Consider the following 26,044-nt stretch of genomic DNA (forward strand, 5'->3'; position numbering starts at 1 on the left):
ATTTAACTCAAAGGAGAGTAAAAAATGTCAATTATTACTGATGTTTACGCTCGCGAAGTCCTAGACTCACGCGGTAACCCAACACTTGAAGTAGAAGTTTATACTGAATCAGGTGCTTTCGGACGTGGTATGGTTCCATCAGGAGCTTCTACTGGTGAACACGAAGCAGTTGAACTTCGCGACGGTGACAAATCTCGTTACGGTGGTCTTGGTACACAAAAAGCTGTTGACAACGTAAATAACATCATTGCTGAAGCTATTATCGGCTACGATGTACGTGACCAACAAGCTATCGACCGTGCTATGATCGCTCTTGACGGTACTCCTAACAAAGGTAAATTGGGTGCAAACGCAATCCTTGGTGTGTCTATCGCTGTGGCTCGTGCTGCTGCTGACTACCTTGAAATCCCACTTTACAGCTACCTTGGTGGATTCAACACTAAAGTTCTTCCAACTCCAATGATGAACATCATCAATGGTGGATCTCACTCAGATGCTCCAATCGCTTTCCAAGAATTCATGATCGTACCTGCTGGTGCACCTACATTCAAAGAAGCTCTTCGTTGGGGTGCTGAAATCTTCCACGCACTTAAGAAAATCCTTAAATCACGTGGTTTGGAAACTGCCGTAGGTGACGAAGGTGGATTCGCTCCTCGTTTCGACGGAACTGAAGATGGTGTAGAAACAATCCTTGCTGCTATCGAAGCTGCTGGTTATGTTCCAGGTAAAGATGTATTTATCGGATTTGACTGTGCATCATCAGAATTCTACGATAAAGAACGCAAAGTTTACGATTACACTAAATTCGAAGGTGAAGGAGCTGCTGTTCGCACTGCTGCTGAACAAATCGACTACCTTGAAGAATTGGTAAACAAATACCCAATCATCACTATCGAAGATGGTATGGACGAAAACGACTGGGACGGTTGGAAAGCTCTTACTGAACGTCTTGGTAGTAAAGTTCAATTGGTTGGTGACGACTTCTTCGTAACAAACACTGACTACCTTTCACGTGGTATCGAAGAAGGTGCTGCTAACTCAATCCTTATCAAAGTTAACCAAATCGGTACTCTTACTGAAACATTCGACGCTATCGAAATGGCGAAAGAAGCTGGTTACACTGCCGTTGTATCACACCGTTCAGGTGAAACTGAAGATTCAACAATCGCTGACATCGCAGTTGCAACAAACGCAGGACAAATCAAGACTGGTTCACTTTCACGTACTGACCGTATCGCTAAATACAACCAATTGCTTCGTATCGAAGATCAACTTGGTGAAGTAGCTGAATACCGTGGATTGAAATCATTCTACAACCTTAAAAAATAATCTAGTTCAGTGAACTAATGAAAGCCCTTGGATTTTTCCGAGGGCTTTTGTATATTATTAGACAAGCTCAAAGAAATCCAGTCTTGTTTTCGTATTCTAGAGGTGAAAAGAGAGATTTTTAAACGTTTTTTTGGTATAATAATACCCAGGAAAAACTAGAGAAAGAAGGAGGTTGAGATGGAAAAGTATTTGTCGGTAACAACTTTGACTAAGTATCTGAAAATGAAATTCGATAAAGACCCATACTTGGAGAGGGTCTATTTAACTGGTCAGGTTTCTAACTTCCGGAAGCGTCCAACTCATCAATATTTTTCTCTAAAAGATGATCGAGCTGTAATCCAAGCGACTATTTGGTCAGGTATTTATCAGAAACTAGGTTTTGATTTGGAAGAAGGGATGAAGATCAATGTTATCGGTCGTGTCCAAGTCTATGAACCAAGTGGGAGCTACTCTATCATCATTGAAAAGGCAGAGCCTGATGGTTTAGGGGCTCTTGCAATTCAGTTCGAACAATTAAAAAAGAAATTATCAGAAGAAGGCCTTTTTCAAGAACGCTTTAAACAAGCAATCCCTCAGTTTGCAAAACGTATCGGGGTTGTGACTAGTCGTAGTGGTGCTGTTATACAGGATATTATTACTACCGTTAGCAGACGTTTCCCAGGGGTTGAGATTGTTTTATATCCTACCAAGGTTCAAGGCGAAGGGGCAGCAGAGGAGATTGCCCGTAACATTGCTAGAGCTAATGAACGAGAAGACTTGGATGTTCTTATCATTGGTCGTGGTGGTGGATCAATTGAGGATCTTTGGGCTTTTAACGAAGAAATTGTAGTGCGTTCTATCTTTGAATCTCGTTTACCGATTATTTCAAGTGTTGGTCACGAAACGGATGTAACCTTGGCTGATTTTGTTGCCGACAAGAGAGCAGCAACACCAACTGCTGCAGCAGAGTTAGCTACACCTGTGACTAAGTTAGATCTACTGACCTACCTTAAAAATCAAGAGAAACGAATGGCTACTGCTGTACAAAATACTTTATCAAAGAAAAAAGAAGCCTTGAGAGGGCTTAGTCAATCAGTCATCTTCAGGCAACCAGAGCGTTTATATGATGGATATCTGCAACGCTTGGATCAGTTAGTACTTCGACTGAAGCAGGGATTGAATGGTGAGTTAGTTAGAAATCAACAGAAGGTTCAAGCTCAAATTCACCGTTTGGAGCAATTATCGCCAAATGTCAAGATTCAGCGCTACCAAGATCGTATTCAACAGTTACAAAAATTAATGCGTAGCCAGATGGCTGTGATCTATGATGCTAAGGTTGCTGAAGTAAAACGCTTGTCAGAAGCTTTACTCATGTTAGATACGAGTCGTATTGTAGCAAGGGGATATGCGATTGTTAAAAAAGAGGATACCGTGGTATCTTCAGCAAATGATTTGAAAGAAAATGACCAGGTGATGTTGATGATGAGAGATGGTCATGTAGAATTAGAGGTTAAAGATGTCAAAACAGAAGAAATTTGAAGATAATTTAGCAGAGCTTGAAACTATTGTTCAGAGTTTAGAAAATGGTGAAATTGCTTTAGAAGATGCTATTACTGCATTTCAAAAAGGAATGGTTCTTTCAAAAGAATTGCAAGCAACACTTGATAAAGCAGAAAAGACCTTGGTTAAAGTCATGCAAGAAGATGGAACAGAAAGCGAACTTCTATGAACAAGCAAGAAAAATTAGCTTTGGTTGAGTCAGCTCTTGAGGAGTTTTATGGAGACCAGCAATTAGCTGCTAATCTCAGAGAAGCTGTTCTCTATTCTATCCATGCAGGTGGGAAACGAATTCGTCCTTACCTACTTTTAGAAGTGTTGGAGTCTTTGCAGGTGCCAATCACTACAGCTCATGCCCAGGTTGCAGCAGCGCTTGAAATGATTCACACAGGAAGCTTAATTCATGATGATCTTCCTGCTATGGATGATGATGATTTTCGTCGTGGTCGTTTAACCAACCATAAGAAGTTTGGTGAAGCACTAGCAATTTTAGCAGGAGATGCCCTCTTTTTAGATCCTTATGCTTTGATAGCGCAAGCAGACTTGCCAAACGAAATTAAGGTAGATTTAATAGCTTCTTTGTCTCTTTCTTCTGGAAGTATGGGGATGGTCGCTGGCCAAGTTTTGGATATGGAAGGTGAAGGTAAACATTTAAACCTAGAAGAACTTCAGACCATCCATGCTAATAAAACGGGTAAACTCTTAGCCTTCCCTTTTCAAGCGGCAGGAGTTATTGCAGGATTGGATGAAAATCTTCAAAAACAGTTGAAAACAGTTGGAGAGCTGATTGGGCTTGCTTTTCAAGTGAGAGATGATATCCTAGATGTTACTGCTAGTTTTGAGGAAATTGGTAAAACACCACAAAAAGATTTGCAAGCTGAGAAATCAACCTATCCTGCTTTGTTAGGATTGGATGAGGCAAAAGTTTTTTGTAACCGAACTTTGGATCAGGCTAATGAAAAGTTAGACGTGATTAGCCAATTAGTTGACTTTGATAAAGAACCAATTGTAAAAATAGTAGAAAGTTTGAGAATCAATGCCTAAGGAAAGAGTAGATGTACTTGCCTACAAACAAGGTTTATTTGAAACAAGAGAACAGGCTAAGCGGGGCGTAATGGCTGGATTAGTGATTGCAGTCCTTAATGGTGAGCGTTTTGATAAACCAGGAGAAAAAATTCCTGATGATACTGAATTAAAACTCAAGGGTGAGAAACTCAAGTATGTTAGCCGAGGTGGCTTGAAACTTGAGAAAGCTTTAGAAAAATTTGACATATCAGTTGAAGGTAAAACGACCATTGATATTGGTGCTTCAACAGGAGGTTTTACTGATGTCATGCTTCAAAATGGTGCAAAACTGGTTTATGCCGTTGATGTTGGGACCAATCAGCTTGCCTGGAAATTACGTCAAGACTCACGAGTTGTTAGCATGGAGCAATTTAACTTTCGGTATGCTGAAAAAAATTACTTTGAAGAAGAGCCAAGTTTCGCAAGTATCGATGTGAGTTTTATTTCTTTGAGTCTCATTTTACCGGCTCTACATAGAATATTGGTCGACCAAGGGGAAGTTGTTGCACTCATAAAACCACAGTTTGAAGCAGGCCGAGAACAGATTGGTAAAAATGGAATTATCAGAGATGCCAAAGTTCACCAAAATGTTTTAGAATCAGTTACTAAAATGGCAGTTGATGAAGGATTCTCAGTCTTAGGATTGGATTTCTCTCCTATTCAAGGTGGACAGGGGAATATTGAATTTCTTGCTTATTTAAGTAAAGAAGAACATGCAAGCAACCAAGTGGTTTCTGAAATAGAAAAAGTAGTAGAAAAAGCACATAGAGAGTTTAAAGATGAATAAAAAAGAAAGACTTGAAAAGATTAGAAGATTTGTGACTGACTATCAAATCGGCACACAAGAAGAAATCGTTGAACACTTGAGAGAAGCAGGGATTTCTGCTACTCAAGCAACTGTTTCACGTGATATCAAAGAACTAGGGATTGTAAAAATTCCTTTGAAAGACAATACATATGTCTATGAATTACCAAAGTCAGTAGTTAAAAGTTTACAGTTAGCTGAGAACAATATCGAAAGTTTTGAAAGAATGGGAAATCTCATCAACTTAGATGTCATTCCTGGGAATACAATTTTTGTAAAAAGTCAATTGACTCAAACATTTTCGGATATGATTTTTAGCTGTTTAGCAGATGATAACTCAATTTTAATTGTGGCGCGAACTGAAGAAGCAGCTATAGAGATTGTTGAGCAAGTTAAAAAGTGGTAGGACCTTATGTTACTTGAAATTTCAATTAAAAACTTTGCCATCATTGAGGCTATTTCACTTAATTTTGAGAAGGGAATGACAGTTCTGACGGGGGAAACCGGTGCTGGGAAGTCTATCATCATCGATGCTATGAATATGATGCTGGGAGCCAGAGCTACAACGGACGTCATTCGTCATGGTGCTCCTAAGGCTGAAATCGAAGGTCTTTTCTCGGTTGAAAACAGTCATGCTTTGCAAATGATTTTTGATGAGCAAGGAATAGAGCTAGGTGATGAAATCATCATCCGTCGTGAAATTTTACAAAACGGGCGTAGTGTTAGTCGTGTCAATGGACAGATGGTTAATCTATCTGTTCTTCGCTCAATTGGACAGTATCTTGTTGATATCCATGGCCAACATGATCAAGAAGAGTTAATGCGTCCCCAATTGCATATTCAGATGCTTGATGGTTTTGGTGATGCAGATTTTCTGGAACTGAAGCAAGCCTATCAGACAAACTTTGATGCTTATCGTAAAATGCGCAAGCAACTTCTTGAGATTAAGAAAAATCAAGAAGAGCACAGGGCTCGTATTGAAATGTTGGAATTTCAGATGGCTGAAATTGAATCTGCGTCCTTACAGCCAGGTGAAGACCTCAAACTAAATCAAGAACGAGATAAACTTCTAAATCATAAAAATATTGCTGATACGTTGACTAATGCTTATACAATGTTAGATAATGAAGAATTTTCAAGTCTAGCTAACGTGCGTTCAGCTATGAATGATATGGAAAGTTTAGAAGAGTATGATGTAGAATATCGTGAAATTTCTAATTCCTTATCTGAATCTTATTATGTTCTAGAAGATGTCACTAAACGTTTAGAGGATATTATTGAAAGTCTTGATTTCGACGGTAATCGTCTCATACAGATTGAAAGCCGTTTAGATCTCATTCACGCCATTACACGTAAGTATGGTGGGAATGTTGACGATGTCTTGATGTACTTTGCTAAAATCACAGAAGAATACAACCTTTTGACTGGCAATCATTTATCTTCAGATGATATGGAAGCAGAACTCAAAAAGTTGGAAGTAAGCCTGGTAGATTTAGCAAGTAAGCTTGCATCTGCTCGACATAACTTAGCTCAACAATTAGAAATTGAGATTCAGCAAGAACTCAAAGACCTTTATATGGATAAGGCTCGATTTCAGGTTCAATTTACTAAAGGTAAGTTTACTCGTGAAGGAAATGAAAGTGTTGAATTTTACATCTCCACAAACCCTGGAGAAGACTTTAAACCATTGGTTAAAGTAGCTTCTGGAGGAGAGTTGTCTCGCCTCATGTTGGCAATCAAGTCTGCTTTTTCTCGTAAGGAAGGTAAGACCAGTATTGTATTCGATGAAGTGGACACAGGAGTTTCAGGTCGTGTAGCTCAAGCAATCGCTCAAAAGATTCATAAAATTGGTCAGAATGGTCAAGTATTAGCTATATCTCATCTTCCTCAAGTCATTGCGATCGCAGATTATCAGTTCTTTATTGAAAAGATAAGTAATGACCATTCAACTGTTTCAACAGTTCGCTTGTTGACAGTTGAAGAAAGAGTAGAAGAAGTTGCCAAGATGTTGGCAGGTGAAAATGTAACTGAAGCGGCACTTAGTCAAGCGAGAGAATTGTTGCAAAGTAAGGAGAAATAAATGACAGACTATTATGTAATTGGAGATGTTCACGGAAAAGCAGGAATGCTTGAAGACCTTCTTAAAACATGGGATGGCAAAACTCAATTACTCTTTCTTGGAGATTTGATTGATAGAGGAGAAGATAGTCGACGTGTTCTTGAAATGGTTAAGGATTTGGTTGATAATCAAGGAGCGATTTGCATTTCAGGAAATCACGAGTACATGTTTTTAACTTGGTTGGATAATCCTGAAGAAAGCTATGACCACTATCGTCGTAATGGTGGGGATACAACTATTAATTCTATTTTGGGGCGTCCACTGGATGCACCAGTAGATGGAGTAGCAGATGCTAAGCGTGTAGAAACTGAAGCAGCAGACTTAGTAGAATTTATCCGTCAGATGCCTTTTGTGATTGAAACGGATAAGTATATCTTTGTTCATGCTGGAATTGATTTAACTTTGGATGATTGGCATGAAACTACAGATTACAAGAAAGTCTGGCTAAGAAAACCATTCCACGAAGCAGCTAATCATACAGGGAAAACAATTGTCTTTGGGCATACACCAGTCTATGGACTTTTGGAACAAAAACCAGGAACTGCAGAACTTTGGATGACAGAAGATGGAAAAATCGGAATGGATGGAGGAGCTGTCTATGGTGGTGTCCTTCATGGAATTGTCTTTACTGACCAAGGTATGACAGACCACTATTTCATCGAAAATGACGGCTTTGTTGCTGAAGATTAATACTCTTTACAGGGTATTATGGTCTTGTCAAAAACATAAAAACAATTTATAATTAATAGATACCCTGAAAGGAAGAGAATCTTGAATTTAGAAGAATTGAAAAAACGTCAGGAAAAGATCCGAAACTTTTCCATTATCGCGCATATTGACCATGGGAAGTCAACATTGGCGGACCGTATTTTGGAGGCTACAGAGACGGTTTCTAGTCGTGAAATGCAAGCTCAGCTTCTTGATAGTATGGACCTAGAGAGAGAGCGTGGGATTACTATCAAACTGAATGCCATCGAGCTTAATTATACTGCCAAAGACGGCGAAACCTATATTTTCCACCTGATTGACACACCAGGACACGTGGACTTCACTTATGAGGTATCGCGTTCTCTAGCTGCCTGTGAGGGAGCTATTTTGGTTGTCGATGCTGCCCAAGGGATTGAGGCTCAAACATTAGCTAACGTTTACCTTGCCTTAGATAATGATTTGGAGATCCTTCCAGTTATTAACAAGATTGACTTGCCTGCTGCAGATCCAGAGCGCGTGCGTACAGAAATTGAAGATGTCATCGGTCTGGATGCTAGTGAGGCTGTATTAGCTTCAGCAAAAGCTGGAATTGGAATTGAAGATATTTTAGAGCAAATTGTAGAAAAAGTTCCAGCACCAACTGGTGATGTATCAGCACCATTAAAAGCTTTGATTTTTGACTCAGTTTACGATGCTTATCGTGGCGTTATTCTCCAAGTACGTGTCATGGATGGAGTTGTTAAGCCAGGTGATAAGATTCAGCTCATGAGCAATGGTAAAACCTTTGATGTTACTGAGGTCGGAATATTCACACCCAAAGCAGTGGGACGTGACTTCCTTGCGACAGGTGACGTTGGTTATATTGCAGCATCTATCAAGACTGTTCAAGACACTCGTGTCGGTGATACAGTTACCTTGGCGGCAAATCCTGCTTCAGAACCCCTATCCGGATACAAGCAGATGAATCCGATGGTTTTCGCAGGTCTTTATCCAATCGAGTCAAATAAATACAATGACCTTCGTGAAGCCCTTGAAAAATTGCAGTTGAACGATGCTAGTCTTCAGTTTGAACCCGAAACATCGCAAGCTCTTGGTTTTGGTTTCCGTTGTGGATTCTTGGGTCTCCTTCATATGGATGTTATTCAGGAACGTTTGGAACGTGAGTTCAACATTGACTTGATCATGACTGCACCATCCGTTATCTACAAGGTTAATCAGACTGATGGCGAGTCTATGGATGTATCGAATCCATCCGAGTTTCCTGATCCTACTAAAATTGCAACTATTGAAGAACCTTATGTTAAAGCACAAATCATGGTACCACAGGAATTTGTAGGAGCAGTTATGGAACTAGCTCAACGCAAACGTGGTGACTTTGTGACGATGGATTATATCGATGATAATCGTGTGAATGTTATCTACCAAATTCCACTTGCTGAAATTGTCTTTGATTTCTTTGATAAGCTCAAATCTTCAACACGTGGCTATGCAAGCTTTGACTATGAACTGTCAGAGTATCGCCCATCTAAACTGGTTAAAATGGATATCCTTCTCAATGGGGACAAGGTGGATGCTCTCAGCTTTATCGTTCACAAGGACTTTGCTTATGAACGTGGGAAACTCATCGTTGATAAACTCAAGAAAATCATTCCACGTCAACAATTTGAAGTTCCAATCCAAGCAGCTATTGGACACAAGATTGTAGCTCGTACAGATATCAAAGCTCTTCGTAAAAACGTTCTTGCCAAGTGTTATGGAGGTGACGTTTCTCGTAAACGTAAACTTCTTGAAAAACAAAAAGCTGGTAAAAAGCGCATGAAAGCAATTGGATCAGTAGAAGTTCCTCAAGAAGCCTTCCTAAGTGTCTTGAGTATGGATGAAGAATAATTGATTCCTAATTCAGTTATCTTTTGACACTTATCTTTTCTTTCATTAGAATAGAAGTGAAAGGAGAAGGATTATGAAAAAAATCGTCAGCTTATCTACACTTTTAGTGTGTTGCCTTTGCCTCGCTGCTTGTAATACATCAAAATCTAAAAAAGAAGCGGCTTCAGAAACAACAACAGTTCAAGAAACTACTACAGCCCAAGAAACAACAACTGTAGCCGAATCAACAATTAAAGATACACAGGTAATTGGGTCAGATGCGTATGGCTACGTAAAAGTGCCAAAATCATGGATTCATTTTACGGAAGTTGAGGGTGGTGATGATATTCAGTACTGTGATGGAACGGACATCAATATCGTAACCCTAAATACTTTTAAACCAGAGCACCTTGGTGTTAGTGAAAGTGAATATGCTGCTCTTGATGCTGTTCAAGTCTCTACTAGTGTTTATCAAACTAAACAACAAAGCAAGGATTTCTCTAAAGTTTGGGGATCTAAGTCAAAAATCGGTGGCTATGACGCCTATGTCGTAAACTGTATTGCTAAAAATGGTAAATATCTAGTGATCTGGATCTTTAAATCAGACGATGGTAAGTTAAGATACGTTTCTCTAGAAGGAACACCTGAAGTGTTGAAGGATATGCTTCCATTAATTGAACAAAGTTGGACTACGAAAAAAAATTAATAGATAAAAAACAGGATATATGTCCTGTTTTTTATATTCTTTTTCAAAACTATTTAAAATTATTTGTTGTTTAAAATCAAACAAAAAAAATAAAAATCAAACAAAATACAACAAAAAATATTGCCAACGGTTTCATATAGTGATATACTTGTATCATAAAAGTTAAATATGAAGGGAGAAGGTCATGGGATTAGATCATTTCTTCAGCAAAGACTTAGTTTTTTGTTTAGAAGCAGATAATCAAGAGCAACTATTTGATCAAGTTGCAACCCTATTGGAAGAAAAGAAAGTTGTTACGGATACCTATCGATCGGCATTGATTGAACGTGAAAAAATGTTCCCAACTGGTTTAGATATGGAATTTCTTGGGAAGGACTTGCCGAATGTAGCAATCCCTCACACAGACACGATTCATAATTTAACTGAAAACGTTGTTGTGGTTCGCCTAGCGAAACCAGTAACATTCCACAATATGATTGCTCCTGACAAGGAAGTAGAAGTATCATTACTCTTCTTTATCATCAATAATTCAAGTTCAAGTCAAACAAATATTCTTGCTCAATTGATGGACTTCTTTACAGGTGACGGTCATCTTGAAGCACTCTCTAAGCTTGCAGAGCCTGAAGCTTTGTTCCAATATATCTCAGAAGCAACTGCTTAAATTCATAAATAAATAGTAAATAAAAATCGGAGGAAATCCAAATGATTAAAATTCTTGCTGCATGTGGTGCAGGTGTCAACTCAAGCCACCAAATTAAAAGTGCTCTAGAAGAAGAGCTCTCAAGCCGTGGTTACGATGTACAGTGTGACGCTGTTATGGTAAAAGATGTCAATGAAGACTTGATTAAAGGTTATGATATCTTCACACCAATTGCTGCAACTGACTTAGGTTTTGACCCTGGTATCCCAGTAGTAGAAGCTGGACCGATCTTGTTCCGTATTCCAGCGATGAGCGCTCCAGTCTATGACAATATTGAAGCAGCAATCAAAGAACACGGATTAAGTTAATTATAATTTTGTCAATATTCCATAACACATAATAACGGGGGAAAAATTATGGATTTCATTATCAATTTAGCCAATGAATTCTTTAAACCAATCTTGGCTATGGGTGGCCCAATCATCATGCTGATCATTTTGACAGTATTGGCCTTGCTTTTCGGAGTGAAATTCTCTAAAGCACTTGAAGGTGGTATCAAATTAGCCATCGCACTTACTGGTATCGGTGCTATCATCGGAATGCTTAACGGAGCTTTCTCAGCTTCACTTGCGAAATTCGTTGAAAATACTGGTATTCAATTGACCATCACCGACGTTGGTTGGGCACCACTTGCAACAATCACTTGGGGATCTGCATGGACTCTATACTTCTTGCTAGTTATGTTGATTGTCAACATTGTAATGCTTGCAATGAAGAAAACAGACACACTTGACGTTGATATCTTCGATATCTGGCACTTGTCTATCACAGGTCTTTTGATTAAATGGTATGCTGACAAGAGTGGAGTTGGTCAAGGGGTTTCTCTTTTCATCGCGACTGCAGCAGTTGTGCTTGTAGGGGTTCTTAAAATCATCAACTCTGACTTGATGAAACCAACATTTGACGACCTTCTTAACGCACCAAGTTCATCACCAATGACTTCAACTCACATGAACTACATGATGAACCCAGTTATCATGGTTTTGGATAAGATTTTTGATAAATTCTTCCCAGGTCTTGATAAATACGACTTTGACGCTGCTAAATTGAACAAGAGAATCGGTTTCTGGGGATCTAAATTCTTCATCGGTTTCATTCTTGGTATTGTTATCGGTTTGATGGGAACTCCACATCCAGTTGCTGGTGTAGAAGGCGCTGATAAATGGGAACTTGTTATTAAAGGTTGGTTGTCACTTGGTTTGACTGCCGGTGTCTGCTTGGAGCTCTTCTCACTTATCGGTTCATGGTTCATCGCAGCCGTAGAACCACTTTCACAAGGTATTACAAACGTTGCTACTAAACGTCTTCAAGGACGTAAATTCAACATCGGTCTTGACTGGCCATTTATCGCTGGTCGTGCTGAAATCTGGGCTTGTGCGAACGTTCTAGCACCAATCATGTTGATTGAAGCAGTGCTTCTTTCAAATGTCGGAAATGGTATCTTGCCACTTGCTGGTATCATCGCAATGGGTGTAACTCCAGCTCTCTTGGTAGTTACTCGTGGTAAATTGCTCCGTATGATTATCTTCGGAACACTATTGTTGCCACTCTTCCTTCTTTCAGGTACACTTATCGCACCATTTGCAACAGATCTTGCTAAAAGTGTAGGTGCCTTCCCAGAAGGTGTGAGCCAAACTCAATTGATCACTCACTCAACACTTGAAGGACCAATCGAAAAACTTCTTGGTTGGACAATTGGTAACACTACAACAGGTGATATCAAAGCAATTATTGGTGCAGTAATCTTCCTTACTTTCTATATCGGTATTTTCGCATGGTACAGAAAACAAATGATCAAACGTAACGAAGAATACGCAGCAAACGCAAAATAATTTGCTCCTAAAAATGTAAATTGTAAAAACTAGGTTGTCAGTTTCCACTATGAAGCAGTCAGCCTAGTTTTTTTAGAAAATTGGAGGTAAGACTTATGATTGTATTAAAATCAGATCAATTAAATGTTGAGTTTCAAACACTTGGAGGAGCTCTATCCTCTATAAAAGATAAAGATGATGTAGAGTATTTGTGGCAGGGGGATCCAACTTATTGGAGTGGGCAAGCACCCGTATTATTCCCAATATGTGGTTCAGTAAGAAATGATACGGTCCTTTATGATAAGGAAGATGGTAGTCAAAAAGAAGGAAAAATCCCTCGACATGGCTTAGTAAGAAAAAAAGATTTTACATTAGTAGAACAAACAGATAATTCTGTTACATTCGCTATCGAAGACGATGAAGAAATGTATGAAAATTACCCTTATCATTTTCGTTTAGAAATTACTTATACAGTGACTGGGAAAACCATACGTACTCAGTATAAAATCTATAATAAAGAATCAGAAAAGAGTATGCCATATTTTATCGGTGGGCATCCTGGTTTTAACTGTCCCTTACTAGATGACGAGGTATATGAAGATTACTATCTTGAATTTGAAAAGCCAGAAACATGTACAGTTCCAAAACCTTTCCCAGAAACAGGAATGTTGGATTTCAAAGATAGAAATTCTTGGTTAAATAATCAAAAAGAAATAGACTTGAATTATGACTTCTTTAGCTATGATGCTGTGACATTAGATGAGTTGGAATCTCGCACAGTAGCTTTGCGTTCACGAAAACATGATAAAGGTTTGAAACTAGATTTTAAAGAGTTTCCAAATTTAATCGTATGGTCAACTCTTAATAAAGGGCCTTTTATTGCCTTGGAACCATGGTCAGGTTTGTCTACTTCAATAGAAGAAGGAGATAGACTGGAAGATAAGAAAGATGTTAAGATTATAAAACCTAGTGATTTTGATCAGGTTGGATTTGATATCGAGATTTTATAAAAAAATAAACAAAAACAAACATAAATTGTTGACTTCTCCAACTAATAGTAGTATATTATGTTTATAAAGAACAATTTGTGTTTATTTTAACAAGATTACTGTTCTGGCTTTTCTCTGAAGAAAGCTTATTAAGAAACGAATAAGATATTTGTTCTTAATTTAAATTATTGTCAACAAAACTACTAGTAACTATTTGAGAAAGGTCTCTTTTAGGCTAGAATCAGAAAGTTTTACTGGTCTATTATAAAAAAGGAGTATACAATATGGCTATTGTTATTGGTGCAGATGCTGCAGGTTTAAGATTGAAAGAAGTTGTAAAAAACTTCTTGGAAAAAGAAAACTTCCACGTAGTGGATGTTACAGCAGAAGGTCAAGACTTTGTTGATGTAACTCTAGCAGTTGCGGAAGAAGTTAAGAAAGAAGAACAAAACCTTGGTATCGTCATTGATGCTTATGGTGCAGGTCCATTTATGGTTGCTACTAAAATCAAAGGAATGGTTGCTGCAGAAGTATCTGATGAACGTTCAGCTTATATGACTCGCGGTCACAACAACTCACGTATGATTACGATGGGTGCTCAACTTGTTGGTGATGAATTAGCTAAAAACATTGCTAAAGGCTTTGTAAATGGTAAATACGACGGCGGTCGTCACCAAATCCGTGTCGACATGTTGAACAAAATGTGCTAATTTTGATATTGAAAGAAAGGTAAGATAAAATGAGAATTGCAATCGGATGTGACCACATCGTAACAAATGAAAAAATGGCTGTTTCAGAATTTTTGAAATCAAAAGGACATGAAGTTATCGACTTTGGTACTTATGACCACGCTCGCACCCACTATCCAATCTTTGGTAAAAAAGTTGGTGAAGCAGTAGTTAGTGGCCAAGCTGATCTTGGTGTATGTATCTGTGGTACTGGTGTAGGTATCAATAACGCTGTTAACAAAGTTCCAGGTGTTCGTTCTGCTTTGGTTCGCGATATGACAACAGCTCTATATGCAAAAGAACAATTGAATGCCAACGTAATCGGATTTGGTGGTAAAATCACTGGTGAATTGCTCATGTGTGATATCATTGAAGCTTTCATCAACGCTGAATACAAACCATCAGAAGAAAACAAAAAATTGATCGCTAAAATCCAACACGTTGAAACTCATAACGATCATCAAACGGATGCCAACTTCTTTACAGAGTTCCTTGAAAAATGGGATCGTGGTGAATACCACGACTAAGAGGTGACTTATGATTTTAACAGTCACAATGAACCCATCCATTGATATTTCCTATCCTTTGGATGAATTGAAAATTGATACTGTCAACCGTGTTGTAGATGTAACTAAGACGGCTGGTGGTAAAGGTCTTAACGTTACTCGTGTCCTATCAGAATTTGGTGACTCCGTAGTCGCAACAGGACTTGTCGGTGGTAAACTTGGTGATTTTTTAGTAGAAAATATTGATGATAAAGTAAGTAAACGTTTCTTCTCTATTCAAGGTGAAACCCGTAACTGTATCGCAATTCTACATGGAGAAAACCAAACAGAAATCCTAGAAAAAGGTCCTGAAGTTCAAGAAAAAGAAGGTCAGGATTTCTTAGCTCATTTCAAAGAACTTTTAGAGACTGTAGAGGTAGTAGCCATTTCAGGTAGTCTACCTGCAGGACTTCCAGTTGATTACTATGCTAGTTTAGTTGAACTTGCGAATCAAGCTGGTAAACCTGTTGTCTTGGACTGTTCAGGCGCTGCACTTCAGGCAGTTCTTGAGTCTCCACATAAACCAACAGTTATCAAACCAAATAATGAAGAATTATCTCAACTTTTAGGAAGAGAAATTTCTAAAGACTTGGATGAATTAAAAGAAGTCCTTCAAGAACCACTATTTGATGGAATCGAGTGGATTATCGTTTCCTTAGGTGCTAACGGAGCATTCGCTAAACACGGTAACACTTTCTACAAAGTAGATATTCCAAGAATTCAAGTAGTAAATCCAGTCGGTTCTGGTGATTCTACAGTGGCAGGTATTGCTTCAGGTCTTTTCCATAAAGAAACGGATCAAGAACTGTTGATCAAGGCAAATGTCCTTGGTATGCTTAATGCTCAAGAAAAAATGACCGGTCATGTCAATATGGCCAACTATCAAGGTCTATATGACCAATTAATTGTAAAAGAGGTATAAAATGGTTTTAACAGAAAATAAACGCGCTTGTATGCAAAAACTCTCTGATGAGAATGGTATCATCTCAGCTCTCGCCTTTGACCAACGTGGTGCTTTGAAACGCCTCATGGCTCAATACCAAACAGAAGAGCCAACAGTTGCTCAAATGGAAGAACTTAAAGTATTGGTGGCGGATGAATTAACTAAATATGCTTCATCTATGCTACTTGACCCTGAGTACGGACTTCCAGCTACAAAAGCTCTTGATCCAAATGCAGGTCTTCTCCTTGCTTATGAAAAAACAGGATACGATACAACAAGTACAAAACGCTTGCCAGACTGCTTGGACGTTTGGTCTGCAAAACGTATTAAGGAACAAGGTGCAGATGCTGTTAAGTTCTTGCTTTACTATGACGTAGATAGCTCTGACGAACTCAACCAACAAAAACAAGCCTACATTGAACGTATTGGTTCTGAGTGTGTAGCTGAAGATATTCCATTCTTCCTTGAAATCTTGGCTTACGATGAAAAGATTGCGGACGCAGGTTCTGCCGAATACGCTAAAGTAAAACCACGCAAGGTTATCGGTGCTATGAAAGTCTTCTCAGACCCACGCTTTAACATTGATGTCTTGAAAGTGGAAGTTCCAGTTAACGTGAAATACGTTGAAGGATTTGGCGATGGCGAAATCGTTCATACTCGTGAAGAAGCAGCAGCCTTCTTTAAAGCTCAAGATGAAGCTACTAACTTGCCATACATCTACTTGAGTGCAGGTGTATCAGCTAAGCTCTTCCAAGAAACTCTTGTATTTGCCCACGAATCAGGTGCAAACTTCAATGGTGTTCTTTGTGGACGTGCAACATGGGCTGGATCAGTTGAAGCTTATATCAAAGACGGTGAAGCAGCTGCTCGCGAATGGCTTCGTACAACTGGTTTTGAGAACATCGATGAACTCAACAAAGTTCTTAAAACAACAGCAACTTCATGGACCGAACGTGTGTAAATTTCCACCCTTTTTATGTCTAAAACCCAGCTAAAAAACTTTTAAAAAAGTTGTATGTAAAGGTTTACAAAATAAAAATCTTGTGCTATACTTAAATCACAAGTTAATAAGAGTGAGTGTTACTAAGTAATATTAGGCATGATCGCAGATGACTCAGAAATTTATTTTCAGGGTCATTTGTGGTCATTTTTTATGCTCTAGCTCTTAAATGACAGAACAAGGAGGTCGACATGTATCGGATATTAAATCCAATGAATAACAATGTTTCTCTTGTGCGGAATAGCAAGGGAGAGGAGTTGATCGTAGTTGGTAAGGGCATTTCATTTGGTAAGAAGAAGGGAGATTTGATTTCTGAGGATCAGGTTGAAAAAGTCTTTCGGATGAAGACTGAAGAATCTCGAGAAAATTTTATGACTCTACTCAAGGATGTTCCGCTAGACTTTATTACCGTTACTTATGAAATTATCGATAATCTTTCAAAAAAATACCAATATCCTGTTCAAGAGTACCTCTACGTAACCTTAACAGACCATATCTATTGTTCTTATCAAGCGATCAGCCAAGGACGTTATAAGGATAGTAATTTACCTGATATTTCAAAGGAGTATCCTATTGCTTTTCAAATAGCTCAAGAGTCTTTTGAAATCTATAATAGTAAACTATCTGGTAATTTACCAAAGGATGAAATAAAAAGAATAGCCTACCACTTTATTAATGCCGAGGGTGAGAATGAGGTAGAAGTTGCAGAAGCTATTGATAAGAGAAAGGAAATCATAAAGAAGGTTGAGAGTCTTCTCAGGAGCTATAACATTCAAAGAACCCAAGAAAATAATAATTTCTACGATCGTTTTATGATTCATCTAAATTATTTCTTGGATTACCTTGATCGTAGTCGCGATGATAATCAATCCTTGCTTGATATGGAAGAACATATCAAAACTACATATCCAAAAGCATTTGAAATTGGTAGCAAAATTTATGAAGTCATTGCACAGGAAACGGGTGTTGACCTTTATAAGAGTGAACGAGTTTACCTTGTTCTACATATTCAACGTTTATTGTCATAATATTACTAAAAATTATATAAGGAGAAATCTATCATGAATAGAGAAGAAGTAACATTGTTAGGTTTTGAGATTGTTGCCTATGCTGGCGATGCTCGTTCAAAACTCTTAGAAGCTCTGAAAGCTGCTGAAGCTGGTGATTTTGCTAAAGCAGATGCGTTAGTTGAAGAAGCCGGTGCTTGCATCGCAGAGGCTCACCATGCCCAAACAAGCTTGTTAACAAAGGAAGCTGCTGGTGACGATTTGGCTTATAGCGTGACCATGATGCATGGCCAAGATCACCTGATGACAACTATTTTGCTTAAAGATTTGATGCATCATTTAATTGAACTTTATAAAAGAGGAGCTAAATAATGAATAAGTTAATTGCCTATATCGAGAAAGGGAAGCCTTTCTTTGAAAAACTATCTCGAAATATCTATCTTCGTGCTATTCGGGATGGATTTATCGCTGGGATGCCAGTCATTCTATTCTCAAGTATTTTTATCTTGATTGCCTTTGTGCCTAATTCATGGGGATTTGTATGGTCTGATGATGTTGTAGCGCTTTTGATGAAACCTTATAGCTATTCAATGGGTATTCTCGCACTTTTGGTTGCTGGTACAACAGCTAAATCCTTAACAGACTCTGTTAACCGTAACATGGAGAAAACCAATCAAATCAACTATATGTCAACGCTATTAGCTGCTATTGTTGGGTTATTGATGTTGGCAGCTGACCCAATTGAAGGGGGCTTTGCAACAGGTTTCCTCGGAACAAAAGGTTTGCTTTCAGCTTTCCTAGCAGCCTTTGTGACTGTAGCAATCTATAAGGTTTGTGTGAAGAATAATGTTACTATTCGAATGCCTGATGAAGTTCCACCAAATATCTCACAGGTCTTTAAAGATGTTATTCCATTTACGCTTTCTGTCGTTTCCCTATACGGTCTTGACTTACTTGCTCGTCATTTTGTTGGTGCAAGCGTAGCAGAATCAATCGGTAAATTCTTTGCGCCTCTATTCTCAGCAGCAGACGGTTATGTTGGTATTACGATCATTTTTGGTGCCTTTGCATTCTTCTGGTTTATTGGTATCCATGGCCCATCTATCGTTGAGCCTGCGATTGCAGCGATTACTTATGCAAATGCCGAAGTCAACTTGAACCTCCTTCAACAAGGTATGCACGCTGATAAGATCCTTACATCTGGTACACAAATGTTCATCGTCACTATGGGTGGTACAGGAGCAACTCTTGTGGTTCCATTCATGTTTATGTGGTTGTGTAAATCGAAACGAAATCGTGCTATTGGACGCGCTTCAGTAGTTCCTACATTCTTCGGTGTAAACGAACCAATCTTGTTTGGTGCACCGCTTGTTTTGAACCCAATCTTCTTTATCCCATTCATCTTTGCACCAATTGCAAACGTATGGATCTTTAAGTTCTTTATTGAAACACTTGGCATGAACTCATTTACTGCCAACCTTCCATGGACTACACCAGGACCTCTTGGTATTGTTCTTGGTACAAACTTCCAGTTCTTATCATTCGCTCTTGCAGCATTGTTAATTGTAGTAGATATTGCTATCTACTATCCATTCCTCAAGGTTTATGATGAACAAATTCTTGAAGAAGAACGTTCAGGTAAAGCTAATGATGAATTAAAAGATAAAGTAGCTGCAAACTTTAACACTGCAAAAGCAGATGCTATTCTTGCAAAAGCTGGAGTAGAACCAGCACAAAATACTATTACTGAAGAAACAAACGTCCTCGTTCTTTGTGCGGGTGGAGGAACAAGTGGTCTTCTTGCCAATGCTTTGAATAAAGCCGCAGAAGAGTATAAAGTTCCAGTTAAAGCTGCAGCAGGTGGCTATGGAGCCCACCGTGAAATGTTACCAGAGTTTGATCTTGTTATCTTAGCACCACAAGTTGCTTCAAACTTTGAGGATATGAAAGCTGAAACTGATAAATTAGGTATCAAACTTGCTAAGACAGAAGGTGCACAGTACATCAAGTTAACACGTGATGGAAAAGGTGCTCTCGCATTCGTTCAGGCGCAATTTGATTAACGATAGGTATTGTGAAACAGTCTCCTATTATTTAGAAAATTACTCCGATTTTCTTATAGTTATAAATTTGTTTCCCCCTAATGTCACAAATTGGTGACGTAAAAAAGAAGTGAGATGGAGATGGATGGCTCACTAACTCCTCTCCCCCTCACTTTTCATTTTATCCAATCAAGAAATAGGTGAAAAAATGACAAAAACACTTCCTAAAGATTTTATTTTTGGTGGCGCAACAGCAGCTTATCAGGCAGAAGGTGCGACTCATACAGACGGTAAAGGACCTGTTGCATGGGACAAATACTTAGCAGACAACTATTGGTATACTGCTGAACCAGCAAGTGATTTCTACCATAAATATCCAGTAGACTTACAGTTGGCTGAAGAATATGGCGTAAACGGAATTCGTATTTCTATTGCTTGGTCACGGATTTTTCCAACTGGATATGGCGAAGTAAATCAGAAAGGGGTTGAATTCTACCACAAACTATTTGCGGAATGCCACAAACGTCATGTAGAACCATTCGTAACTCTTCACCACTTTGATACACCAGAAGCTCTTCACTCAAATGGAGATTTCTTGAATCGTGAAAATATCGAACACTTCGTAGATTATGCTGCCTTCTGTTTTGAAGAGTTCCCAGAAGTAAACTACTGGACAACCTTCAATGAAATTGGCCCAATCGGTGATGGTCAATACTTGGTTGGTAAATTCCCACCAGGTATTCAATATGACCTTGCCAAAGTTTTCCAATCTCACCATAATATGATGGTTTCTCATGCACGTGCTGTGAAATTGTACAAAGACAAAGGCTACAAAGGTGAAATCGGGGTTGTTCACGCCCTTCCAACTAAGTACCCATTGGATCCTAAAAATCCTGCAGACGTACGTGCTGCTGAGTTGGAAGATATCATCCACAACAAATTTATCTTGGATGCCACTTACCTTGGACACTATTCAGATGCAACCATGGAAGGTGTAAACCACATCTTATCAGTTAATGGTGGTAGCTTGGATCTTCGTGACGAAGACTTTGCAGCGCTTGAAGCAGCTAAAGATTTGAACGACTTCCTTGGAATTAACTACTACATGAGTGACTGGATGGAAGCCTTTGATGGTGAAACTGAAATCATCCACAATGGTAAAGGGGAAAAAGGAAGCTCTAAGTACCAAATTAAAGGTGTTGGACGTCGTGTAGCTCCTGACTATGTACCTCGTACTGACTGGGACTGGATCATTTATCCTCAAGGGCTATATGATCAGATCATGCGTGTGAAGGCGGATTATCCAAACTATAAGAAAATCTACATTACTGAAAACGGACTTGGATACAAAGATGAATTTGTGGACAACACTGTTTACGATGATGGCCGTATTGATTATGTAAAACAACATTTGGAAGTATTGTCTGATGCGATTGCCGATGGTGCAAACGTCAAAGGTTACTTCATCTGGTCATTGATGGACGTCTTCTCATGGTCTAATGGTTATGAAAAACGTTACGGACTCTTCTACGTTGATTTCGATACACAAGAACGCTATCCGAAGAAGTCAGCTCACTGGTATAAGAAAGTAGCTGAAACAGGCCTTATTGAGTAAATATAACGATAAAAAAGTCTCACCATTGGTGAGACTTTTTAAGGAGTCGATTTAATAATCTTTGTTTGTTTGGACAAAGTTTTTAGGGTTTCTTGGCTAAGTTTTGAATCTGAAATAATTGTATCAATATCAGCGATGTTATAGAAAGTATAAAAATCAAACTTATTAAATTTACTGTGGTCAGCAAGAAGAATCTTTTTATTAGCATTATTTAATGCTAGCTTTTGGACTTCGCCTTCATCTTCGCTAAAAGTAGCGATAGCATGATCTTTTATACCATTGCAACTAACAAAAGCTTTAGAGTATTGAAGACTTTCGATATCTTGGAGCGTTAAGGTTCCGACAAAGGCACCGGTGATTTCTCGATAATTTCCACCAATCAAAATTAAATCAGTCAACTTTCGTTCATTCAAGATAATGAAAACAGGAAGGCTATTTGTTACCACACGAATATTATCTATTGGAAGTTCACGCGCAAAGAACTCAAGAGTAGTACCCGGACCGATAAAAATCGTTTCTCTTTCTTCGACTAAATGACCAGCAAACTTTGCGATTTCTTGTTTTTCAGCAATCTGAAGACCTTGTTTTTCGATATTCGAGCGTTCATTTGCTAATAGAGAACCAGAGCGAAGTTTTTCAGCGCCTCCATGCACTCGAACAAGTAGGTCCTTGTCAGCTAACTCTTGCAGATAACGTCGAGCAGTCATATCAGAAATATCTAAACGATTCATTATTTCTTTGACTGTGATGGTTCCTCTTGTATTGACAATCTCTAAAATCACATCTAGTTTTTCTTGTTTTAGCATTGAATCACCCCCATATCCAATATCATTTTATCACATTTTAAACATCCAAGCAACTTAAATAAAACAAAAATAAACAAAAACAAAAAACATCTGTGTTTGTTTTTAACTCAGATGTTTTTATATTTTTTAATTAGTCTAATCCGTAGTTATAATCATCATCCTGCATAGCTTCAACTTCGCCAAGTAGATAACCATTACCAACTTGAGAGAAGAAGTCGTGGTTGGATGTACCAGTTGAAATTCCATTCATAACAATTGGGTTTACATCGTCGGCTGAGTCAGGGAAGAGAGGATCTTGTCCTAGGTTCATAAGAGCTTTATTGGCGTTGTAGCGAAGGAATGTTTTCACTTCTTCGGTCCAACCAACACCATCATATAAACTCTCTGTATAACCTTCCTCATTTTCATAAAGTGTGTAAAGAAGGTCGTACATCCAGTCTTTTAACTTTTCTTGCTCTTCTTCTGGTAATTCGTTGAAACCAAGTTGGAATTTATAACCAATATATGTTCCGTGAACTGACTCGTCCCGAATGATGAGTTTGATGATTTCAGCAACGTTTGCCAACTTGTTATTTCCTAGATAGTAGAGTGGAGTGAAGAAACCAGAGTAGAAGAGGAAGGTTTCAAGGAATACACTAGCCACTTTCTTTTCAAGTGGTGTTCCGTTAAGGTAAATCTCATTGATGATTTGTGCCTTTTTCTGAAGATATGGGTTTGTATCAGTCCATTCAAAGATTTCTTCAATCTCAGTCTTGGTATTCAAAGTTGAGAAAATAGAAGAATAAGATTTAGCGTGGACAGATTCCATGAATTGAATGTTGTTAAACACAGCTTCCTCATGAGGTGTACGGATATCTGCACGTAACGCTTGAACCCCTGTTTCAGACTGCATGGTATCCAAAAGTGTCAAACCCCCAAAGACTTTTCCTACCAAGTCTTTTTCTTGATTTGATAACTTTCTCCAGTCATCTAAATCATTAGATAAGGGAATACGTGTATCCAACCAAAATTGTTCGGTTAGTTTTTCCCATGTTGATTTATCGATGACATCTTCGATGGCATTCCAGTTAATGGCTTTGTAGTAAGTTTCCATTACAAATCTCTTTCTTTTGATTTTATTAAAATAGTGATGAATATTCTAGTCTTGTGTGATTGGGTTACCGCACAAAAAGTCGGTACTCCGACTTTTTGATGTTACCTTATCTTTGTAAACAAGATTTTTGTGAAATTTTAAATCACACAGCTTTCACATTGGTTAGCACCAACTTCACCGCCGTCATCTGTGTAGGTACGAACGTAGTAGATAGACTTAATGCCCTTGTTAAAGGCGTAGTTACGAAGGATAGATAGGTCACGTGTTGTTTGTTTGTTCTCTTTCTTCCATTCGTAAAGACCTGTTGGGATATCACTACGCATGAAGAGAGTAAGTGAAAGCCCTTGGTCTACGTGCTCAGTTGCAGCAGCATAGACATCGATAACTCTACGCATATCCATGTCATAGGCAGAAGTGTAGTAAGGAATAGTTTCAGTTGATAATCCTGCAGCAGGATAGTAAATCTTACCAATTTTCTTCTCTTGACGTTCTTCAATACGTTGAGTGATTGGGTGGATAGAAGCAGACACGTCATTGATGTAGCTGATAGAACCATTCGGCGCAACAGCAAGACGGTTTTGGTGGTAAAGTCCATCTGCTTTAACTTTATCACGAAGTTCAGCCCAATCAGCTGCAGACGGGATAAAGATACCTTCAAAGAGTTCTTTAACACGATCAGATTTTGGAACAAATTGACCAGACGTATACTTATCGAAATAAGAACCATTTGCATAGTCTGATTTCTCAAAGTTGTGGAAGGTAATGCCACGTTCACGCGCAATATTGTTTGATTCTACCAAAGTCCAGTAATTCAAAAGCATAAAGTAGATGCTTGTAAATTCAACAGACTCAGGAGATCCATATTCGATTAATTGCTGAGCAAGATAGCTGTGAAGCCCCATGGCACCAAGTCCAAATGTATGAGCTTGGCTATTTCCGTGGTCAATAGTTGGAACAGCAACGATGTGAGAGCTATCTGTTACAAAGGTCAAAGCACGAACCATTGCACGAATAGAACGTCCAAAGTCAGGTGATGTCATCATATTTACAACGTTGGTTGAACCAAGGTTACATGAAACGTCAGTACCCATTTGAAGGAATTCTTGCGCATCGTTGATAAGACTTGGTTCTTGGACTTGAAGAATTTCTGAACACAAGTTACTCATGATAATCTTACCATCGACAGGATTTGCACGGTTAGCAGTATCAATATTGACTACATAAGGATAGCCAGATTCTTGTTGCAATTTAGAAATTTCTGTTTCCAAATCACGCGCTTTGATTTTTGTCTTACGAATATTTGGATTTGCCACCAATTCATCGTATTTTTCTGTGATATCGATGTAGTTAAAAGGTACTCCATACTCTTTTTCAACAGAATAAGGACTGAAGAGGTACATTTCCTCATTCTTACGTGCTAATTCGTAGAATTTATCTGGTACCACAACACCAAGTGAAAGAGTCTTGACACGAACTTTTTCATCAGCATTTTCTTTCTTAGTAGAAAGGAAAGCAATAATGTCTGGGTGGAAGACGTTAAGGTAAACAACCCCAGCCCCTTGACGCTGACCTAGTTGGTTAGAGTAAGAGAAGCTGTCTTCGAAAAGCTTCATAACTGGTACGACACCAGAAGCAGCACCTTCATACCCTTTGATAGGTGCTCCAGCTTCACGAAGGTTGCTGAGGGAAATTCCGACACCACCACCGATACGTGAAAGTTGAAGAGCTGAGTTGATAGAACGTCCGATAGAGTTCATATCATCTGTTACCTGAATCAAGAAACAGGATACCAATTCACCACGACGTGCACGGCCCGCATTCAAGAAAGAAGGTGTAGCAGGCTGGTAACGCTGGTGGATGATTTCATTGGCAATATCAATTGCGATAGCTTCGTCACCATCAGCAAAGTAAAGAGCGTTAAAGAAGACACGGTCTTCCATGCTCTCAAGATAGTACTCTCCGTCATTCGTTTTCAAGGCATATTGATTGTAAAACTTGTATGCTGCCATGAAAGACTTGAATTGGAAGTTTTGATCCTTAATAAATTGGTAAAGCTCTTCTAAGAATTCTGGACGATATTTCTTGATAAACGCTGTTTCGATATAATCTTGTTTAATAAGGTAATCGATTTTATCAGTGATAGAATCAAAAACCATAGAATTTGGTACAACATTTTCTTTAAAGAAAGCGTCCAAGGCTTCTTTATCTTTGTGGAGCATGATTTGTCCATTAACAGGACGGTTGATTTCATTATTTAGACGGAAGTAAGTTACGTCCTCAAGTTGTTTTAATCCCATAAAATTTCCTTTAATTCATTACAAAAGAAAGGCTTCTAAGATTGACATAGAAGCTTTTAATCCTGATACTTAAGCAAGTTCTTTAAGTTTTGCTGGTTGGAAACCAGAGAAAACTTCAGTTGGTGTTTGAATGATAGGAGCAGCGCTGAAGCCTAGCTCTTTAACTTGTTCAATAAATTCAGGTTGTTCATCAAGATTGATTTCGCGATATGCGATCTTGTTACTATCTAAGAATCGTTTGGTCATTTTACATTGAACACAATTGTTTTTAGAATAAACGGTTACCATTCTGTAACTCCTCTTTCAAAATTTAATTACTTCTTAAGTATATCAG

26 protein-coding genes are annotated in these 26,044 nt (G+C 38.5%); 22 read left to right on the plus strand and 4 right to left on the minus strand.

What is annotated here, in order from left to right:
* Window positions 1–24 precede the first annotated feature (24 nt).
* The 22 genes from eno to lacG all read left to right on the plus strand — a co-directional run bounded on the left by eno (window position 25) and on the right by lacG (window position 21,514).
* Window positions 25–1,329, plus strand: a complete 1,305-nt coding sequence (gene eno, locus AB2B47_RS01345; protein ID WP_006151882.1) for a surface-displayed alpha-enolase — start codon at window positions 25–27, stop codon at window positions 1,327–1,329.
* 177 nt (window positions 1,330–1,506) lie between these two features.
* Window positions 1,507–2,847: an exodeoxyribonuclease VII large subunit gene (xseA, locus tag AB2B47_RS01350; RefSeq protein ID WP_320693433.1), complete on the plus strand. Its 1,341-nt coding sequence runs from the start codon at window positions 1,507–1,509 to the stop codon at window positions 2,845–2,847.
* On the plus strand, window positions 2,825–3,037 hold the full coding sequence (locus tag AB2B47_RS01355) for an exodeoxyribonuclease VII small subunit (RefSeq protein ID WP_004253516.1): 213 nt from the start codon (window positions 2,825–2,827) through the stop codon (window positions 3,035–3,037). The genes xseA and AB2B47_RS01355 overlap by 23 nt, the downstream gene beginning before the upstream one ends.
* Window positions 3,034–3,909, plus strand: a complete 876-nt coding sequence (locus AB2B47_RS01360; protein ID WP_006151945.1) for a polyprenyl synthetase family protein — start codon at window positions 3,034–3,036, stop codon at window positions 3,907–3,909. Before AB2B47_RS01355 ends, AB2B47_RS01360 begins: the two co-directional genes overlap by 4 nt.
* Window positions 3,902–4,717, plus strand: a complete 816-nt coding sequence (locus AB2B47_RS01365) for a TlyA family RNA methyltransferase (protein ID WP_006152063.1) — start codon at window positions 3,902–3,904, stop codon at window positions 4,715–4,717. Before AB2B47_RS01360 ends, AB2B47_RS01365 begins: the two co-directional genes overlap by 8 nt.
* Window positions 4,710–5,141: an arginine repressor gene (locus AB2B47_RS01370; RefSeq protein ID WP_006148593.1), complete on the plus strand. Its 432-nt coding sequence runs from the start codon at window positions 4,710–4,712 to the stop codon at window positions 5,139–5,141. Before AB2B47_RS01365 ends, AB2B47_RS01370 begins: the two co-directional genes overlap by 8 nt.
* A gap of 6 nt (window positions 5,142–5,147) precedes the next feature.
* Window positions 5,148–6,815 (plus strand): DNA repair protein RecN, encoded by a 1,668-nt coding sequence (gene recN, locus AB2B47_RS01375; RefSeq protein WP_036757550.1) that lies wholly within the window; start codon window positions 5,148–5,150, stop codon window positions 6,813–6,815.
* On the plus strand, window positions 6,816–7,544 hold the full coding sequence (locus tag AB2B47_RS01380; protein WP_320693434.1) for a metallophosphoesterase family protein: 729 nt from the start codon (window positions 6,816–6,818) through the stop codon (window positions 7,542–7,544).
* Window positions 7,545–7,625: 81 nt separating this feature from the next.
* Window positions 7,626–9,449 (plus strand): translation elongation factor 4, encoded by a 1,824-nt coding sequence (gene lepA, locus AB2B47_RS01385; RefSeq protein ID WP_036757546.1) that lies wholly within the window; start codon window positions 7,626–7,628, stop codon window positions 9,447–9,449.
* 73 nt (window positions 9,450–9,522) lie between these two features.
* On the plus strand, window positions 9,523–10,134 hold the full coding sequence (locus tag AB2B47_RS01390) for a hypothetical protein (RefSeq protein WP_320693435.1): 612 nt from the start codon (window positions 9,523–9,525) through the stop codon (window positions 10,132–10,134).
* Between the two features lie 184 nt (window positions 10,135–10,318).
* The gene (locus tag AB2B47_RS01395) at window positions 10,319–10,795 is read left to right on the plus strand and encodes a PTS sugar transporter subunit IIA (RefSeq protein WP_320693436.1); all 477 of its coding nucleotides are present in this window, start codon (window positions 10,319–10,321) and stop codon (window positions 10,793–10,795) included.
* A gap of 41 nt (window positions 10,796–10,836) precedes the next feature.
* The gene (locus AB2B47_RS01400) at window positions 10,837–11,142 is read left to right on the plus strand and encodes a PTS sugar transporter subunit IIB (protein WP_006151856.1); all 306 of its coding nucleotides are present in this window, start codon (window positions 10,837–10,839) and stop codon (window positions 11,140–11,142) included.
* Window positions 11,143–11,190: 48 nt separating this feature from the next.
* Window positions 11,191–12,666: a PTS galactitol transporter subunit IIC gene (locus tag AB2B47_RS01405; protein ID WP_006151696.1), complete on the plus strand. Its 1,476-nt coding sequence runs from the start codon at window positions 11,191–11,193 to the stop codon at window positions 12,664–12,666.
* A 95-nt stretch (window positions 12,667–12,761) separates the two neighbouring features.
* Window positions 12,762–13,655, plus strand: a complete 894-nt coding sequence (locus AB2B47_RS01410; protein WP_025170356.1) for an aldose 1-epimerase family protein — start codon at window positions 12,762–12,764, stop codon at window positions 13,653–13,655.
* Between the two features lie 263 nt (window positions 13,656–13,918).
* Complete coding sequence (gene lacA, locus AB2B47_RS01415; RefSeq protein WP_006151484.1) at window positions 13,919–14,344, plus strand: galactose-6-phosphate isomerase subunit LacA; 426 nt, start codon at window positions 13,919–13,921, stop codon at window positions 14,342–14,344.
* Between the two features lie 29 nt (window positions 14,345–14,373).
* Window positions 14,374–14,889 carry a galactose-6-phosphate isomerase subunit LacB gene (lacB, locus tag AB2B47_RS01420; RefSeq protein ID WP_001216925.1) on the plus strand — a complete coding sequence of 172 codons (516 nt, stop codon included), beginning with the start codon at window positions 14,374–14,376 and terminating at the stop codon, window positions 14,887–14,889.
* Between the two features lie 10 nt (window positions 14,890–14,899).
* Entirely contained in the window at window positions 14,900–15,829 is a 930-nt protein-coding gene (locus tag AB2B47_RS01425; protein WP_006152191.1) for a tagatose-6-phosphate kinase, read from the plus strand.
* A gap of 1 nt (window position 15,830) precedes the next feature.
* A complete protein-coding gene (gene lacD / locus AB2B47_RS01430; protein WP_006152000.1) occupies window positions 15,831–16,811 on the plus strand; it encodes a tagatose-bisphosphate aldolase in 981 nt (326 codons plus the stop codon).
* A 230-nt stretch (window positions 16,812–17,041) separates the two neighbouring features.
* A complete protein-coding gene (locus AB2B47_RS01435; RefSeq protein ID WP_036757531.1) occupies window positions 17,042–17,878 on the plus strand; it encodes a PRD domain-containing protein in 837 nt (278 codons plus the stop codon).
* A gap of 33 nt (window positions 17,879–17,911) precedes the next feature.
* Window positions 17,912–18,229 carry a PTS lactose/cellobiose transporter subunit IIA gene (locus tag AB2B47_RS01440; protein ID WP_006152303.1) on the plus strand — a complete coding sequence of 106 codons (318 nt, stop codon included), beginning with the start codon at window positions 17,912–17,914 and terminating at the stop codon, window positions 18,227–18,229.
* Complete coding sequence (locus AB2B47_RS01445) at window positions 18,229–19,920, plus strand: lactose-specific PTS transporter subunit EIIC (protein WP_006151857.1); 1,692 nt, start codon at window positions 18,229–18,231, stop codon at window positions 19,918–19,920. The genes AB2B47_RS01440 and AB2B47_RS01445 overlap by 1 nt, the downstream gene beginning before the upstream one ends.
* A 187-nt stretch (window positions 19,921–20,107) precedes the next feature.
* Complete coding sequence (gene lacG / locus AB2B47_RS01450) at window positions 20,108–21,514, plus strand: 6-phospho-beta-galactosidase (protein WP_320693437.1); 1,407 nt, start codon at window positions 20,108–20,110, stop codon at window positions 21,512–21,514.
* Between the two features lie 38 nt (window positions 21,515–21,552).
* On the opposite strand, the gene AB2B47_RS01455 is transcribed toward lacG, so the two are convergent.
* The 4 genes from AB2B47_RS01455 to nrdH form a co-directional block, all read right to left on the minus strand.
* A complete protein-coding gene (locus tag AB2B47_RS01455; protein ID WP_320693438.1) occupies window positions 21,553–22,320 on the minus strand; it encodes a DeoR/GlpR family DNA-binding transcription regulator in 768 nt (255 codons plus the stop codon).
* A 130-nt stretch (window positions 22,321–22,450) separates the two neighbouring features.
* Window positions 22,451–23,413 (minus strand): class 1b ribonucleoside-diphosphate reductase subunit beta, encoded by a 963-nt coding sequence (gene nrdF / locus AB2B47_RS01460; RefSeq protein WP_006152028.1) that lies wholly within the window; start codon window positions 23,411–23,413, stop codon window positions 22,451–22,453.
* 137 nt (window positions 23,414–23,550) lie between these two features.
* On the minus strand, window positions 23,551–25,710 hold the full coding sequence (nrdE, locus tag AB2B47_RS01465; RefSeq protein ID WP_320693439.1) for a class 1b ribonucleoside-diphosphate reductase subunit alpha: 2,160 nt from the start codon (window positions 25,708–25,710) through the stop codon (window positions 23,551–23,553).
* A 69-nt stretch (window positions 25,711–25,779) separates the two neighbouring features.
* Entirely contained in the window at window positions 25,780–25,998 is a 219-nt protein-coding gene (nrdH, locus tag AB2B47_RS01470) for a glutaredoxin-like protein NrdH (RefSeq protein WP_004253610.1), read from the minus strand.
* Window positions 25,999–26,044: the final 46 nt, after the last annotated feature.

Source organism: Streptococcus wuxiensis (assembly GCF_040888245.1).
In the GTDB taxonomy this organism is placed as follows: domain Bacteria; phylum Bacillota; class Bacilli; order Lactobacillales; family Streptococcaceae; genus Streptococcus; species Streptococcus wuxiensis.

What these genes read in the sequence shown, in the direction of transcription:
- eno (WP_006151882.1), top strand. Translation starts at nt 25, where the DNA reads ATGTCAATTATTACTGATGTTTACGCTCGCGAAGTCCTAGACTCACGC.
- xseA (WP_320693433.1), top strand. Translation starts at nt 1,507, where the DNA reads ATGGAAAAGTATTTGTCGGTAACAACTTTGACTAAGTATCTGAAAATG.
- AB2B47_RS01355 (WP_004253516.1), top strand. Translation starts at nt 2,825, where the DNA reads ATGTCAAAACAGAAGAAATTTGAAGATAATTTAGCAGAGCTTGAAACT.
- AB2B47_RS01360 (WP_006151945.1), top strand. Translation starts at nt 3,034, where the DNA reads ATGAACAAGCAAGAAAAATTAGCTTTGGTTGAGTCAGCTCTTGAGGAG.
- AB2B47_RS01365 (WP_006152063.1), top strand. Translation starts at nt 3,902, where the DNA reads ATGCCTAAGGAAAGAGTAGATGTACTTGCCTACAAACAAGGTTTATTT.
- AB2B47_RS01370 (WP_006148593.1), top strand. Translation starts at nt 4,710, where the DNA reads ATGAATAAAAAAGAAAGACTTGAAAAGATTAGAAGATTTGTGACTGAC.
- recN (WP_036757550.1), top strand. Translation starts at nt 5,148, where the DNA reads ATGTTACTTGAAATTTCAATTAAAAACTTTGCCATCATTGAGGCTATT.
- AB2B47_RS01380 (WP_320693434.1), top strand. Translation starts at nt 6,816, where the DNA reads ATGACAGACTATTATGTAATTGGAGATGTTCACGGAAAAGCAGGAATG.
- AB2B47_RS01390 (WP_320693435.1), top strand. Translation starts at nt 9,523, where the DNA reads ATGAAAAAAATCGTCAGCTTATCTACACTTTTAGTGTGTTGCCTTTGC.
- AB2B47_RS01395 (WP_320693436.1), top strand. Translation starts at nt 10,319, where the DNA reads ATGGGATTAGATCATTTCTTCAGCAAAGACTTAGTTTTTTGTTTAGAA.
- AB2B47_RS01400 (WP_006151856.1), top strand. Translation starts at nt 10,837, where the DNA reads ATGATTAAAATTCTTGCTGCATGTGGTGCAGGTGTCAACTCAAGCCAC.
- AB2B47_RS01405 (WP_006151696.1), top strand. Translation starts at nt 11,191, where the DNA reads ATGGATTTCATTATCAATTTAGCCAATGAATTCTTTAAACCAATCTTG.
- AB2B47_RS01410 (WP_025170356.1), top strand. Translation starts at nt 12,762, where the DNA reads ATGATTGTATTAAAATCAGATCAATTAAATGTTGAGTTTCAAACACTT.
- lacA (WP_006151484.1), top strand. Translation starts at nt 13,919, where the DNA reads ATGGCTATTGTTATTGGTGCAGATGCTGCAGGTTTAAGATTGAAAGAA.
- lacB (WP_001216925.1), top strand. Translation starts at nt 14,374, where the DNA reads ATGAGAATTGCAATCGGATGTGACCACATCGTAACAAATGAAAAAATG.
- AB2B47_RS01425 (WP_006152191.1), top strand. Translation starts at nt 14,900, where the DNA reads ATGATTTTAACAGTCACAATGAACCCATCCATTGATATTTCCTATCCT.
- lacD (WP_006152000.1), top strand. Translation starts at nt 15,831, where the DNA reads ATGGTTTTAACAGAAAATAAACGCGCTTGTATGCAAAAACTCTCTGAT.
- AB2B47_RS01435 (WP_036757531.1), top strand. Translation starts at nt 17,042, where the DNA reads ATGTATCGGATATTAAATCCAATGAATAACAATGTTTCTCTTGTGCGG.
- AB2B47_RS01440 (WP_006152303.1), top strand. Translation starts at nt 17,912, where the DNA reads ATGAATAGAGAAGAAGTAACATTGTTAGGTTTTGAGATTGTTGCCTAT.
- AB2B47_RS01445 (WP_006151857.1), top strand. Translation starts at nt 18,229, where the DNA reads ATGAATAAGTTAATTGCCTATATCGAGAAAGGGAAGCCTTTCTTTGAA.
- lacG (WP_320693437.1), top strand. Translation starts at nt 20,108, where the DNA reads ATGACAAAAACACTTCCTAAAGATTTTATTTTTGGTGGCGCAACAGCA.
- AB2B47_RS01455 (WP_320693438.1), bottom strand. Translation starts at nt 22,320, where the DNA reads ATGCTAAAACAAGAAAAACTAGATGTGATTTTAGAGATTGTCAATACA.
- nrdF (WP_006152028.1), bottom strand. Translation starts at nt 23,413, where the DNA reads ATGGAAACTTACTACAAAGCCATTAACTGGAATGCCATCGAAGATGTC.
- nrdE (WP_320693439.1), bottom strand. Translation starts at nt 25,710, where the DNA reads ATGGGATTAAAACAACTTGAGGACGTAACTTACTTCCGTCTAAATAAT.
- nrdH (WP_004253610.1), bottom strand. Translation starts at nt 25,998, where the DNA reads ATGGTAACCGTTTATTCTAAAAACAATTGTGTTCAATGTAAAATGACC.